17 protein-coding genes are annotated in these 12582 nt (G+C 41.2%); 4 read left to right on the plus strand and 13 right to left on the minus strand.

Annotated elements, in window-relative coordinates; translation table 11 throughout:
• Window positions 1-128: 128 nt before the first annotated feature.
• Window positions 129-545: a VOC family protein gene (locus tag ACMVDV_RS16100; protein ID WP_416158796.1), complete on the plus strand. Its 417-nt coding sequence runs from the start codon at window positions 129-131 to the stop codon at window positions 543-545.
• A gap of 63 nt (window positions 546-608) precedes the next feature.
• On the opposite strand, the gene ACMVDV_RS16105 is transcribed toward ACMVDV_RS16100, so the two are convergent.
• A complete protein-coding gene (locus ACMVDV_RS16105) occupies window positions 609-1265 on the minus strand; it encodes a LiaF domain-containing protein (RefSeq protein ID WP_416158797.1) in 657 nt (218 codons plus the stop codon).
• A 342-nt stretch (window positions 1266-1607) separates the two neighbouring features.
• Between ACMVDV_RS16105 and ACMVDV_RS16110 the strand changes: the two genes are divergently transcribed.
• The 3 genes from ACMVDV_RS16110 to ACMVDV_RS16120 all read left to right on the plus strand — a co-directional run bounded on the left by ACMVDV_RS16110 (window position 1608) and on the right by ACMVDV_RS16120 (window position 2587).
• A complete protein-coding gene (locus ACMVDV_RS16110; protein WP_416158798.1) occupies window positions 1608-2171 on the plus strand; it encodes a BON domain-containing protein in 564 nt (187 codons plus the stop codon).
• Window positions 2172-2235: 64 nt separating this feature from the next.
• Window positions 2236-2394, plus strand: coding sequence for a YqaE/Pmp3 family membrane protein (locus ACMVDV_RS16115; protein WP_416158799.1), 159 nt, complete (start codon window positions 2236-2238; stop codon window positions 2392-2394).
• A 58-nt stretch (window positions 2395-2452) separates the two neighbouring features.
• Window positions 2453-2587 carry a hypothetical protein gene (locus ACMVDV_RS16120; protein ID WP_304182745.1) on the plus strand — a complete coding sequence of 45 codons (135 nt, stop codon included), beginning with the start codon at window positions 2453-2455 and terminating at the stop codon, window positions 2585-2587.
• Between the two features lie 366 nt (window positions 2588-2953).
• Here the strand turns inward: ACMVDV_RS16120 and mgtE are convergent, their stop codons facing one another.
• The 12 genes from mgtE to ACMVDV_RS16180 form a co-directional block, all read right to left on the minus strand.
• On the minus strand, window positions 2954-4312 hold the full coding sequence (gene mgtE / locus ACMVDV_RS16125) for a magnesium transporter (RefSeq protein WP_416158800.1): 1359 nt from the start codon (window positions 4310-4312) through the stop codon (window positions 2954-2956).
• 121 nt (window positions 4313-4433) lie between these two features.
• Entirely contained in the window at window positions 4434-4706 is a 273-nt protein-coding gene (locus ACMVDV_RS16130) for an HPr family phosphocarrier protein (RefSeq protein WP_304182742.1), read from the minus strand.
• A gap of 28 nt (window positions 4707-4734) precedes the next feature.
• The gene (gene rapZ / locus ACMVDV_RS16135; RefSeq protein WP_304182741.1) at window positions 4735-5577 is read right to left on the minus strand and encodes an RNase adapter RapZ; all 843 of its coding nucleotides are present in this window, start codon (window positions 5575-5577) and stop codon (window positions 4735-4737) included.
• Between the two features lie 183 nt (window positions 5578-5760).
• Entirely contained in the window at window positions 5761-6213 is a 453-nt protein-coding gene (gene ptsN, locus ACMVDV_RS16140; protein ID WP_416158801.1) for a PTS IIA-like nitrogen regulatory protein PtsN, read from the minus strand.
• A gap of 4 nt (window positions 6214-6217) precedes the next feature.
• Entirely contained in the window at window positions 6218-6505 is a 288-nt protein-coding gene (gene hpf / locus ACMVDV_RS16145; protein WP_016710074.1) for a ribosome hibernation promoting factor, read from the minus strand.
• 28 nt (window positions 6506-6533) lie between these two features.
• Complete coding sequence (locus ACMVDV_RS16150) at window positions 6534-8030, minus strand: RNA polymerase factor sigma-54 (protein ID WP_416158802.1); 1497 nt, start codon at window positions 8028-8030, stop codon at window positions 6534-6536.
• A 66-nt stretch (window positions 8031-8096) separates the two neighbouring features.
• Complete coding sequence (gene lptB, locus ACMVDV_RS16155) at window positions 8097-8822, minus strand: LPS export ABC transporter ATP-binding protein (protein WP_416158803.1); 726 nt, start codon at window positions 8820-8822, stop codon at window positions 8097-8099.
• Window positions 8819-9352 carry a lipopolysaccharide transport periplasmic protein LptA gene (gene lptA, locus ACMVDV_RS16160; protein WP_304181720.1) on the minus strand — a complete coding sequence of 178 codons (534 nt, stop codon included), beginning with the start codon at window positions 9350-9352 and terminating at the stop codon, window positions 8819-8821. The genes lptB and lptA overlap by 4 nt, the downstream gene beginning before the upstream one ends.
• On the minus strand, window positions 9342-9896 hold the full coding sequence (gene lptC, locus ACMVDV_RS16165; protein WP_304181722.1) for an LPS export ABC transporter periplasmic protein LptC: 555 nt from the start codon (window positions 9894-9896) through the stop codon (window positions 9342-9344). The genes lptA and lptC overlap by 11 nt, the downstream gene beginning before the upstream one ends.
• Window positions 9893-10444 (minus strand): 3-deoxy-manno-octulosonate-8-phosphatase KdsC, encoded by a 552-nt coding sequence (kdsC, locus tag ACMVDV_RS16170; RefSeq protein WP_304181723.1) that lies wholly within the window; start codon window positions 10442-10444, stop codon window positions 9893-9895. Before kdsC ends, lptC begins: the two co-directional genes overlap by 4 nt.
• Window positions 10444-11415, minus strand: a complete 972-nt coding sequence (locus ACMVDV_RS16175; RefSeq protein WP_304181726.1) for a KpsF/GutQ family sugar-phosphate isomerase — start codon at window positions 11413-11415, stop codon at window positions 10444-10446. The genes kdsC and ACMVDV_RS16175 overlap by 1 nt, the downstream gene beginning before the upstream one ends.
• A 25-nt stretch (window positions 11416-11440) precedes the next feature.
• Complete coding sequence (locus ACMVDV_RS16180) at window positions 11441-12412, minus strand: calcium/sodium antiporter (RefSeq protein ID WP_304181730.1); 972 nt, start codon at window positions 12410-12412, stop codon at window positions 11441-11443.
• Window positions 12413-12582 lie beyond the last annotated feature (170 nt).

Below are 12582 nucleotides of genomic sequence, written 5' to 3' on the forward strand. Positions count from 1 at the left end.
AAATTCATGGCTAAAGCTATTTCCTACGTGGTTTGCATCCGGTGTGTTAATTTTTTATAAAACACTTTACCTCAACTTTGCTTGAGGTTTTATTGTGCTTTTAATTACTCAAATAAAGGAATTTTGTTATGTATTTAGAGCACGTGAACTTGGTAGTTGATGATGTTGAAGCTATGTTGCACTTTTATAAGGCGGCTTTCCCGCACTGGTCGATAAGAAGCCAGGGTGAAGGCTCATGGCATGGTAAACCGCGAAAATGGTTACACTTTGGCGATGACTATCAGTATTTAGCATTGAGTGATAATGGTGAACAACGCAATCGTGATTTAACTGGGCATCAAATTGGTTTGGCGCATTTTGCCTATGTTACCAATAATATTGCAGCGGTCATTTTGCGTTTAGAAAGTGCTGGCTACAGTATTGATAAGCCAGGCGCGGAAAACCCATTTCGAAAAAATGTGTATTTTATTGACCCAGCTGGGTTTGAAATTGAGTTTGTTGAGTATTTAAGTGACATTCCCAATGAGCGTAATAATGATTTATGACATTAGTTTGTGCGTCAGCAAGCTTAACGCCTATGGGTGCTAAGCTTTGACTTTGTTTTATCATTAATGTTTATTCATCTCTTGCCAGCTGGTTTTTAGGCTGTTGGCGAAGGAGACAAACTTTTCCTTAATGGTACGCTTGATTTTAATTTCTACTGAACCTAATACAACTTTGCCTTCAATGGTTATTGTTGGCCCTTGCTGCTTATTTAGCGACACTGATGTGTTTTCAACACTGCCAATAATACTGAATAGTTTTGATACGACATTTACGTGCTCTGGTACGTAAATTTGATCACTGCCAAGCAAGCAATTAACATGGAGGGTGATATTTTGATGTTGAAATATAGCATCAGTAAAATCAAGTTCAATAGCACCAAGTAAGTTAGTAAGGTGAATTTCTTTTGGCACTACCCATTGCCCACTGCGCTCGTTTGATCCCAAGATACTACGTAGATGTAATGTTTCATCGCTGCTCTTATTACTATAGTTTGGGCTAAATTGCGCACGTTTTTCCCACTGGTAACTACTATCTGTTGTTAGTTCAAGATCACTGACCAAATCAATTAAGCTTTGGTTATCTTGCGCTTCCATCGCTTGGTCTAAGCGACGCTCAAAAGCCTCGGCTGAAATAACTGCATGACTGTAGTTATAAATTAATTGATCAATAACTTGTTCACGGACTTGCTCAATTGGACGATCTTCTAGTTTTACAGTCATGGTGTATTCCTTGTAAGTGATGCAGTTGGTGTATTTTACGATTACTCAGTACTGCAATAGTTAAAGCAAAGCTTAGGCCATTATTAATTGCCTTAATAATCAATGCATTAATTTTATTTTCGTTAGCTGTGTTTGTTATATTAACGACAGATTAACGAATAATGCTATTAAATGGTTAATTTTGCAACGACCAGCATAAATTACCGATCAGTCTGTAAATAATTACCAAGACTACAACTGGTTTTATATATAATTAATTTTAACCTTTTGATTTTAAATGGTTTAAAAGTTGGTCTGATGTTCGCATTAACTATACTGTCTTTAATCAAAAGGAGAAAGATTATGAAAACATTTAACAAATCTATGGTTGCAGCGTTAGTTCTTGCTACTACGGCAATGGGTGCTCAAGCAAGTAGCTGGGAAAATGAAAGTAAAGATGCTTGGATTGATGGTAAGGCAGAAACAGTTCTTCTAATGAACACAAATCTAAACAACTTTGACATTAACACTGATGTAAAAAATGGCAAGGTAGTGCTTACCGGTAAAGTTGATAGCGATTTAGATAAAGAGCTAGCTGAAGAGCTTATCTTAAGTCTTGATGGTGTAACTAGTGTTGATAACGAACTAACTGTCGTTAAAAATGTAGATACAAAAAACAAGAAGATGAAGTCTGATAGTACTGAAAGTGACTTAACTGACGCTAAAATTACTACCGTTATCACGACTCGATTCTTGTTCAACTCTGAAGTTGGTGGTACCGATATTGACGTAGATACTGATAAAGGTGTGGTAACGCTAAGTGGTACTGTTGGTTCTGATGCTGAAAAACAGCTCGCGGTGAAAATTGCTAAAAATGCTGAAGATGTTCGCGATGTAGTTGATAACTTAACTATTGTAGCTGAATAATCTATAAGCCACGAATGCCCAGTTATACTGGGCTTTCTTATACAAATTTCAGGGAGTGATAGTCATGGATTTAATACGAATTATATTTTCAGTGCTTATTCCACCACTTGGTGTATTTTTACAAGTTGGTTTAGGTGCTCAGTTTTGGATTAATATTTTACTAACTCTATTAGACTACTTTCCTGGTCTGATCCACGCGATTTATATAATCGCACGTCGTTAGAGTCACAGTATTAAATATAACAAGGATGAACAGCCAATAGATGGCAAGGAGTAACATTATGGATAACGTATTAAGGAAAAACCAACAAGGGATCGTAAAAAGCGCAAAGCCACTTTGGACGGCACAACAATGGAAGGAGCTAATGAATAGCGCATCAAAGAGCGAGGTAAAAACAGCAAGGAATGGGCTTTAAATATCAGAGTATATAAATATCAGAGTATATAAATATCAAATACTAGAAGGATTTTGCTAGGATGTTATATATCAAAATTATAAGTGTATTTTGTTATTTCATTAATAACATACACTTACAATCCCACCGAAGAATATTCCAACCAATAGTTAATCAAGATTAAATGCTAAGAGCTGCGCGAGGTGCTGTGGTCAAGTAATTCCGCCTACGGGCTTTGCATTGGTGTTGGGGTTTGCGTAGGCGCGGCTTTATGCCGCGCAAATTCATACCATTCATGGCTAAAGCCATTTTCTACGTGCTAGAACCTAGAACCTAGAACCTAGAACCTAGAACCTAGAACCTAGAACCTAGAACCTCTATTCCTATCTACACTAACAACCAGGTGGCGGTGCCGAGGAAGGCGAATATGCCAACAATATCTGTGATGGTGGTAAGTACTACGCTGCCAGCTAACGCGGGGTCAATTTTCATTTTCTTCAAGATCAGTGGGATACTTGCGCCGGCGACACCTGCTGCGACTAAATTCATAAACATTGCAAAAGCGAGTACGCCGCCGAGTTTAAAGTCCCATTGCCACAGTGCAACAACACCGGCAATTAAAATTGACCATACCATGCCATTTATAGCGCCGATCGCCAGCTCTTTTATTAGTAAAAAGCGTTGGTTAGTTTGGTTTATATGACCTACCGCAATACCACGTATTACTAGTGTTAATGTTTGGCTACCTGCTACACCACCCATTGATGGCACAATACCATTGAGGACCGCAAGAATAGGTAGAATCGCTAAGGTATTTTCAAAGAAACTTGCCACAATTGCGGCGAGCAACGCGGTTAATAAGTTAACACCAAGCCAAACAGAGCGTTTTTTGGAGCTTTTTAATACCGGTGCAAAGGTATCTTCTTCATCATCAAGACCTGCTAAGCTTAATAAGCTGTGCTCTGCATCTTCACGGATAACGTCAACGATATCATCGATGGTGATCCGACCTAGCAGATGATCGTTATCATCGACAACTGGGGCAGATATCCAGTTATGGCGTTCGAATAATTGCGCGACTTCACTCTCATCCATCGAAATAGGGATTGATTCACAATCTTCATCCATTAATTCGCGAATAATTTTATCTGGCGAGTTGGTGAGTAAGGTGGTGAGCGACATTGCGCCTAAAAAGCAGTTATGTTTATCAACCACATAAAGGTCATCGGTACCCTCTGGTAGTTCGCCACGCAAACGCAAGTAGCGCAGCACCACGTCAATGGTAACATCTGGGCGGATGGTTACCGTATCGGTATTCATCAGCGCGCCAGCAGAGCGCTCTTGATAAGAGAGTGCTTGGGTTGCACGCTCGCGGTCTTGACTGTCCATGGCACTGACAACGTCTTGGTAGACGGTGTCAGGTAAGCTACGTAATACTTCCCCTAAATCATCGTGGCTCATGTCCTCGGTCGCCGCAGCAATGTGCTCCGGTTCCATTTGGGCGATGATCCCTAAGCGAACATCTTCAGAAAGCTCTTCGAGTACGTCACCTTGTACATCTGGATCAACGAGCTGCCATAGTAAGGTACGAATTTTATGCGGAGATGATTCCAGTAGTAACGCAGTGTCACACGGAGCCGTTTTTGCCAACATACGCCTGACTTGAACAAATTGACCACTGTTAAGTGACTTGGTCACTTGTTTTAGTTGTTGTAGTGGGTAATCTTGTTCAAAAGCTTCTGGCATTGGCGTCCTTAAATAATTAATACAATTTAATGGGTGGGGTAGATTTTGATAACTAACTAGGCTGATAGCTTAGATCAGCAGCTTGTTCAGTTTAACGCAATTTAGTGGTACTGACTACGAGCTATTCTTGTTCGTTAAAGCGTTGTTCGATTAGTGCACCAATGGCAGCAAGAGCGGGCTCTGCGTCTGGACCTTCACACACTACTTTAACTTCTTTGCCTTGGCTGCTTTCTAATAACATTAGGCCCAGTACGCTATCGCCAGCGGCTTGTTTATCATCTTGATAAAGCGTGATACTGGCATCAAACTGCACGGCTAATTGTGCTAATACAGTGGCTGCGCGGGCATGTAATCCAAGTTTGTTTTTTATCAAAAATGTATCTTCTAAGCGCATCAATATTCCTTACTGTAAACGAGAGTTGTTATTCTTGCTCGCGGTGGCGAATCTTTACATTGCTGTGGCTCATTGAAAAGCTTTCACCAATGGTTTGGGCTAAATAAACGGAGCGATGTTGGCCACCGGTACAGCCAATTGCAATCGTGAGGTAACTACGATTATTACGCTCTAAGTGCGGTAACCACGTTTGTACAAAGGTTTGGATCTGCCAAGTGAATTTTTGCACGATACTGTGGCTGGCTAAATAATCTTTTACTGGCTGATCAAGGCCTGTAAGTGGCTTTAACTCAGGCTCCCAATGTGGGTTTGGTAAAAACCGCGCATCAAATACGTAATCGGCTTCTTTTGGAATGCCATGCTTAAAACCAAATGATTCAAAGGTGATAATTAGTTTTTTGTCTTTTTTACCTAGAATTTTTTCACGGATTGACTCTGCAAGCTGGTGGACGCTGAGGTCGGTGGTATCCAGTATAAAGTCGGCTCGGGTCGTTAATACATCAAGTAATACTTTTTCTTGTTTGATGGCTAAATCAAGCGGCAAAGAATCCAAAGATAATGGGTGTAAGCGACGGGTTTCAGAAAAACGCTTGATCAGCGTTTGATCGTCACTGTCTAAATAAAATAATGTCGGATTTGCAAAACCTGGCAAATATTCAAGAATATCGTTAAATTCTTCTTGTTCCTTGGGTAAATTACGCACATCTATGCTGACTGCAATTTTGTCGTAATTATCAGAAACACTACGCACTAATGAAGGTAATAAGTTGACAGGGATATTATCAACACAATAATAGCCAAGATCTTCGACTACGCGCAGGGCAACAGATTTACCTGAGCCAGAGCGGCCACTGATGATGATTAACTCCATGTAAATTCTCCTTCATTTAATACCAATTTTATTAAAAACATGATCATTCTAGCTTGTTAAATAACTCACTAACTTTGTCAGAAATTATTTATATAGCGCAACTATATGTCATAATTTCCGCCTTGTTATAGCGCTATTTTCCTGTCGCAATAATAGATCAGTAATGCAATGCAATTGGTATGACTACGACTGCTCAACAATAACGTGATACAAATCTTGGTCCGTTTTTGCGCTACGTAATTGTTTGCAAAAATCTTTGTCGTTAAGTTTATCAGCAATTGTGGCTAACGTCTTCAAATGAAGTTGGCTATCACCATCTGGTACGATGAGGGCGATAAATAGATCCACTGGACGATTATCAATCGCATCAAAATCAATTGGTGATTCACTCACTAAAATTATCGCTAGTGGGTTTTCAATACCCGCCATACGACCATGAGGAATCGCAATACCACGGCCAATGCCTGTACTACCTAGTTTTTCTCTAGCGAGTAATGCATCGAGGATTTCTTGTTGCGATAGCTGGGGAAGTTGTTCATGAGCCAATTGGCTGATAAATTCAATGATCCGTTTTTTGCTATTAAAAAGGACCGCAGCTTTGCTGCAGTCCTGGCAAATAAGTGAGCTTAATTTCATAGTATTAGTGTCGAGCGTGTTTCTCTTTGTGTTTGATTACTTGACGGTCAAGTTTGTCGATTAGTCCGTCAATGGCTGCGTACATGTCTTGGTGCTCAGTTGAGGCAAATAGTTCAGCGCCACTGACATGTATTGTGGCTTCTGCTTTTTGGCTTAGCTTTTCTACGTCAAGAATAACATGGACATTGTTGATGTGATCAAAATGCCTCTCAAGCTTCGCAAACTTATTGTTTACATAGTCTCTTAATGAATCAGTAATTTCTACGTGACGACCAGTTAAATTTAGTTGCATAAGCATTTTCCTTTTTTGATTTTACGCCTTAAATCAAACTCTTTCTTTGATTTGACGGTGGAATAGCCAGTGACTCGCGGTATTTTGCAATAGTCCGTCTAGCTACTTTGATACCTTGCTCTGCCAATATATCTGCAATTTTACTATCACTCAATGGTTTCGCTGAGTTTTCTGCGCTAATCAGTTTTCTGATCAATGCTCGAATCGCGGTAGATGAGCATTCGCCGCCATTCTCAGTGCTTACATGGCTTGAGAAAAAATACTTTAACTCAAAAATACCACGCGGAGTATGCATGTATTTTTGGGTTGTTACCCGAGAAATTGTCGACTCATGCATTTCAACCATTTCAGCAACGTCATTTAGCACCATAGGTCGCATGGCTTCAGGGCCATGTTCAAAGAACCCTTGCTGCTGTTTAACAATGCAGTTAGTTACTTTGAGTAATGTATCATTGCGACTTTCTAGGCTTTTTATAAACCACTTAGCTTCTTGCAGATGCGAACGAATAAATTGGCTGTCAGTGCTCGATTTTACTGAGCGTGACATGGCCGCATATTGGCTGTTCACTCTAATTTTTGGCATGCTGTCTGGATTAAGCTCAACCACCCAGCGGCCTTTAATTTTTTTCACTGATACGTCAGGAATAACGTATTCTGACTCTTCCCGTACTATGGTATCCGCAGGCTTTGGATTGAGACTGTGGATCAGTGTCATGACTTCTTTTAGTTCTTCTTCCTTAAGCTTAGTCTTTTTCATCAAAGTGCGATAGTCGCGACTAGCTAATAAATCGATATGATCCGTTAAAATCATTTTTGTCTCGCTAATCCAAGGCGTTGCGGGATCAAATTGATTTAATTGAATACATAAACATTCTTGTAAACTGCGTGCGGCAATGCCAACTGGGTCAAATAACTGAATGCGCTTTAACACTGCTTGCACTTCGTCAAGTTCGATTTCTTCTTCGCTGTTGCCTTGATTTAAACTCTCTACAAGGTCTTCACAGCTGAGGGTTAAAATACCTGAGTCGTCAACGGCTTCAACAATCGCAATGGCTATTGCTTCATCGGTTGGACTAAACGGAGTCAGTTGTAGCTGCCACATTAAATACTCATGCAAGGTCTCTGTTGAGGCGCCTTGATAAATAGATTCATCTTCAGGCATTGGGCCTGATGAGCTGTTTGGCGCTGCACTCATGTATTCATCCCAAGTGACGTCCATGGCCATTTCGTCACTGAGTGTTTCTTTACTTAACGCTTCACTGCTTTCTTGTTCGTATTCACTAGGCTTGTCGTCCGCTGAGGCACTGACAGTTAAGTCATCGTTATCTTGTTTTTGTTCGTTTTTGCCAGCCGTATCTTCTGAATATTCATGTTCTTCTAGTTCTAACAACGGATTGCTATCTAGCGCTTCTTGAATTTCTTGCTGGAGATCCAATGTACTGAGCTGCAATAAGCGAATCGCTTGCTGCAGTTGCGGTGTCATTGTAAGTTGCTGGCCCATGCGCAGCTGGAGTGATTGCCTCATGTATCTCTAACAATCCTTTTATTATTGTCATTGTTAAGTTTAGCAGATGCTTAGCTAAGTGTGGCTTTATAGCCTAAATTGCTCACCTAGGTAAACATCGCGAACTGTTTGGTCGGCGAGTACATGCTCAGGTGTGCCTGAAGCAATTAACTCGCCATGAGAAACTATGTAGGCTTTTTCGCAAACATCAAGGGTTTCTCGTACATTGTGGTCGGTAATAAGTACGCCAATACCACGGTTTTTAAGGTGTTCAATAATCTTCTTTATATCTAACACTGAAATTGGATCAACGCCAGCAAAAGGCTCGTCTAGCAAGATAAATTTTGGATTTGCAGCTAAAGCGCGCGCAATTTCAACGCGTCGGCGTTCACCGCCTGATAGCGCCATACCTTGGCTGTCGCGAATATGTTGAATGCTAAACTCATCAAGTAAGCTGTCGAGGGCTTCTTCTCTGGCTTGCTTTTTTAGCTCTTTGCGGGTTTCTAAAATCGCCATAAGATTTTGATATACAGTCAACTTACGAAATATTGATGACTCCTGAGGCAAGTAACCAATTCCTAAGCGGGCGCGGCTATGCATTGGCAGTAGGGTAATGTCATTATCATCAATACTGATTTTGCCTTTGTCGCTAGGCACTAAGCCTACAATCATATAAAAGGTGGTGGTTTTACCTGCGCCATTTGGGCCAAGTAAACCAACAATGCTGCCAGCGGTTACTTCTAAACCAACACTTTTGACAACTTGGCGACCTTTGTAGCTTTTCGCTAAAAATTCAGCTTTTAATGTACTCATGGTTGGCCTTTAGATTTGATTTTTTTACTGTCTACTGGCACGAGTATAGTGTGTACGCGATCGTCTGAGCTTGCGCCTTTTTCGGCACTGATCAGTTGTTGATCCATGTCGTAGGTAATACTTTTAGCATTAATTTTTTGCCCTGCTTGAGTAACCTGTGCGTCACCAATTAAGGTTAAGTAGCGCTTTGCAACGTCGTAACGAACTTCTTCAGCACTGGCGCTCATGATCGTGCCATCAGCTTGTTTTTCTTCAAAATAAGCTGGGTTGCCAGTCGCTACAAGCAGTTGTTTATTATCGCCTAAGTCTTCACGTTTGTGTACTTCAAGGCGGTCAGCTTTGATACGACGGTTACCATGAATGATCTCAACGTTCTTTTCAAAAATACCGATATTATCTTTCAGTTGTGCAAGTTGTTTGTCTGCACTGATCGATACTTGGTTCGCAGGCGGTGAGGCAGTCTCTGCAAAGCTTGAAAAGGCCATGAATAAGCTTGGTATAACAAGCAAGTGAGCAAATTTATTGGTCATAATATATGGTTCGCGTATGGTTAATTAGTTCTACCACTTCGGCTTTTAAGTCGGCATGCAGGCCGCGCCCAGTGATCTTTAAATTTGGTCCGATCAATTCTACTGGTTGTTCAGAACTCATGGTTTGCAGCTCAATATCAACCTGAATGTTGTCTGCATTTATATGTTCAATCATGGCATTGTTGGTCAGGTTTTTAGCCACCACATTGCCTTCTAAAATTAATTGATGATTTTCATATAAGGTGGCTTCGTTTGCATTAATTTGCCACGTTTGTTGTTGATTATATAAAGTAAAAATAGGTTGCTCAAAGTAAGTGAAGCCTAACTGTTGATAGAGCTCCATTTTTGCAGCGGTTACTTTGTGGCTAATCTTACCTTGTTCATCAAATGCGGTTTGTTTTAATGCCACCGCCGTGTAATCAGGTTTTGCTATGATATCTTCTTGGTTTTGTACTGTGGTTGCAGGTTGATTAAAATAGGGGAACCACAGCCACACCATACAAGCGACGAACAGTACGCATAATATTAAACGCGCACTATTCATGAGCTAGTCCCTTCGCAGGTTAACGATTTACCATTTTCGAGCATCAGTAAATCAGTTAACTCACGCACGGCACCAAAGCCACCAGGTAGCATGGTTGTATAGTGTGAAATACGCTTGATCAGTGGATGGGCATCGTTTACTGCCACTGCAAATCCCACTAACTCCATGACCGGCAGATCAGGCCCATCGTCACCAATGTAGGCAATTTGCTGATCAGTTAACTGCAGTTTATCCTTGAGCTGTTGATAAGCTTGCAACTTGTTTTCTTGGCCTTGATAAATGTGCGGTACAGTCAGGCTAGTCATTCGTTGCTGAACTATCTGTGAATGACGACCGGTGATCACGGCTACTTCAAAACCACTGTTGATCAACGCTTTAATACCAAAGCCGTCTTTGGTATTAAACGCTTTTAGTTCTTCACCTTGGTTGCCTAGGTAAATACGGCCATCTGAGAATACGCCATCGATGTCGCAAATAAGCAGTTTAATTTTCTGTGCACGGCTGCGTGCATCGTCACCAAGCGGCTGGTATAAATCAGCAAACTGCATTATAAAACTCCTGCTTTTAGCAAATCCTGCATGTTCAGTGCACCAATAGGGCGTTGCTCATCATCAATCACAATTAAGCCGTTGATACGCTTATTTTCCATAATGTTAAGTGCCTCGGCGGCGAGCATATCTGCGGTTGCTGTGGTACAAGTGCGAGTCATTACAGTGCTTATCAAAGTACTATGAATATCAACTCGTTGCTCTAAAATACGGCGTAAATCACCGTCAGTAAATAACCCCGCAAGTTGCTTGTTATCATCAACAATGGCCGTCATACCTAATCCTTTGGCAGACATTTCAATTAACGCGTCTTTGATACACTGCTTGTCATTAATGATAGGTGTTGCAGTACCACTGTGCATAATATCTTTTAAGCATAGCAGTAAGCGTTTACCTAAGCTGCCACCTGGGTGTGAGAGTGCAAAGTCATCGGCGGTAAAACCACGAGTCTCTAGCAGGGCAACTGCCATCGCATCGCCCATCGCAAGTGTGGCTGTGGTGCTTGCCGTTGGTGCAAGCCCTAATGGGCAGGCTTCTTGGCTCACTTTAATGCACACATGAGCGTCTGCCCATTTTGCCATTGATGATGCTGGGTTACCTGTCATGGCAATCATTTTTGCGCCAATGCGTTTAATGACTGGAATAATATTAAGTACTTCGCTGGTTTCACCTGAGTTTGATAGTAGCATGACCACATCATCGCGGGTGATCATGCCTAAATCGCCGTGACTTGCTTCGCCAGGGTGAACAAAAAACGCAGGAGTACCTGTACTTGCCAATGTTGCAGCAATCTTATTGCCGATATGACCGGATTTTCCCATACCCACTACAATGACCCTGCCATGACATTGATACATTAACTGGCAAGCTCGATTAAAGTTTTCGTCGAGGTATTGGGCTATCTCAGTCAGTGCTTGGCGCTCGATATCGAGTACCCGCTTACCTTGTTCAATAAAATTTAACTGCGTCATAGTGTTATCCATTTTTTGGGTAGCATTAAGCAACTTGGTTGAAAATATAACCTTGATAGACTAAAAACGCGACCAATAACAGGCCACCTTCAACTCGATTAATGCGTCTTGTGCCTCTAAAACTCAAAGACATAGCAATCAATGCTATGGTGGCAGCAATCATTATTAAGGCATCACGGTTTGCCGCTGATGGATCAATAATTGATGGGTTGATAATACCAGCCAGTGGTAATACCGCTAATATGTTAAAAATATTTGAGCCAACAATATTACCCAGTGCTAAATCATCTTCATTTTTCAATACCCCTGCAATGCAGGCGGCAAGTTCAGGTAGGCTTGTACCAATAGCAATAATGGTTAAGCCAATAACCAGATCACTTAAACCAAAAAATTTGGCAATATCAACGGCTGAGCCAACTAAAAAGTGAGAGCTGATAGGCAGTAACACCATGCCGATGACTAGCCAAAATAAAGCCGATTTGGTTGGCACGTTATCTGGTACATCGTCACAGGCTTCGCTTACAAAAGGGTCATCAGCTTGGTTTTTAGCGCGAATAGAAATAATAACTAAGCCGGCAATAAAGACCACAAAGCCAATGATTAATGCAACGCCTTCAGCAAATGAAAAGTAGTTATCAGAAAATATATACCAAGCGGCGACTGATACTAACAGCACCAGCGGCATTTCGCGCTTTAAGGTCATTGATGATACGGTTAGCGGGCGCAATAGCGCGGTGATACCTAAAACGAGTAAAATATTAGTGATATTTGAGCCAACTGCATTACCCACTGCTGTGTCGGTTTTGCCAGCAAGGGCGGCTGATGCTGATACCATCATTTCAGGGGCTGACGAGCCCATAGCAACAACTGTTAAACCGACAATAAGTGTAGGGACACCGAAATTTTTTGCTAGCGCAGCTGCGCCGTAGACAAAGCGATCCGCACTCCAAACGAGGGCTGCAAACCCGAGAATTAAAATGACAAAAGAAGTCACCATTATGTTACGCCAATTATTCAAAATGAGATGGCTGCAAATAGTAACAAAAGCCAACCTGAAAGTATAAATAAAAGAATCAGGTCAACTTGTTCGTAAGTCGTTATTGTTAGCCTAGAAAAAATTATTTAAGCGTCTGTTAAGCCTACTGCTGTAAGGTTTTGCTTGTTATT

It is taken from the genome of Pseudoalteromonas sp. ASV78 (assembly GCF_047806705.1).
Classification (GTDB): domain Bacteria; phylum Pseudomonadota; class Gammaproteobacteria; order Enterobacterales; family Alteromonadaceae; genus Pseudoalteromonas; species Pseudoalteromonas prydzensis_A.

What these genes read in the sequence shown, in the direction of transcription:
- ACMVDV_RS16115 (WP_416158799.1), top strand. Translation starts at nt 2,236, where the DNA reads ATGGATTTAATACGAATTATATTTTCAGTGCTTATTCCACCACTTGGT.
- kdsC (WP_304181723.1), bottom strand. Translation starts at nt 10,444, where the DNA reads ATGCAGTTTGCTGATTTATACCAGCCGCTTGGTGACGATGCACGCAGC.
- ACMVDV_RS16150 (WP_416158802.1), bottom strand. Translation starts at nt 8,030, where the DNA reads ATGAGGCAATCACTCCAGCTGCGCATGGGCCAGCAACTTACAATGACA.
- mgtE (WP_416158800.1), bottom strand. Translation starts at nt 4,312, where the DNA reads ATGCCAGAAGCTTTTGAACAAGATTACCCACTACAACAACTAAAACAA.
- ACMVDV_RS16105 (WP_416158797.1), bottom strand. Translation starts at nt 1,265, where the DNA reads ATGACTGTAAAACTAGAAGATCGTCCAATTGAGCAAGTCCGTGAACAA.
- ACMVDV_RS16110 (WP_416158798.1), top strand. Translation starts at nt 1,608, where the DNA reads ATGAAAACATTTAACAAATCTATGGTTGCAGCGTTAGTTCTTGCTACT.
- lptC (WP_304181722.1), bottom strand. Translation starts at nt 9,896, where the DNA reads ATGAATAGTGCGCGTTTAATATTATGCGTACTGTTCGTCGCTTGTATG.
- ACMVDV_RS16175 (WP_304181726.1), bottom strand. Translation starts at nt 11,415, where the DNA reads ATGACGCAGTTAAATTTTATTGAACAAGGTAAGCGGGTACTCGATATC.
- ACMVDV_RS16180 (WP_304181730.1), bottom strand. Translation starts at nt 12,412, where the DNA reads ATGGTGACTTCTTTTGTCATTTTAATTCTCGGGTTTGCAGCCCTCGTT.
- ACMVDV_RS16130 (WP_304182742.1), bottom strand. Translation starts at nt 4,706, where the DNA reads ATGCGCTTAGAAGATACATTTTTGATAAAAAACAAACTTGGATTACAT.
- lptB (WP_416158803.1), bottom strand. Translation starts at nt 8,822, where the DNA reads ATGAGTACATTAAAAGCTGAATTTTTAGCGAAAAGCTACAAAGGTCGC.
- ACMVDV_RS16100 (WP_416158796.1), top strand. Translation starts at nt 129, where the DNA reads ATGTATTTAGAGCACGTGAACTTGGTAGTTGATGATGTTGAAGCTATG.
- hpf (WP_016710074.1), bottom strand. Translation starts at nt 6,505, where the DNA reads ATGCAACTAAATTTAACTGGTCGTCACGTAGAAATTACTGATTCATTA.
- ptsN (WP_416158801.1), bottom strand. Translation starts at nt 6,213, where the DNA reads ATGAAATTAAGCTCACTTATTTGCCAGGACTGCAGCAAAGCTGCGGTC.
- ACMVDV_RS16120 (WP_304182745.1), top strand. Translation starts at nt 2,453, where the DNA reads ATGGATAACGTATTAAGGAAAAACCAACAAGGGATCGTAAAAAGCGCA.
- rapZ (WP_304182741.1), bottom strand. Translation starts at nt 5,577, where the DNA reads ATGGAGTTAATCATCATCAGTGGCCGCTCTGGCTCAGGTAAATCTGTT.
- lptA (WP_304181720.1), bottom strand. Translation starts at nt 9,352, where the DNA reads ATGACCAATAAATTTGCTCACTTGCTTGTTATACCAAGCTTATTCATG.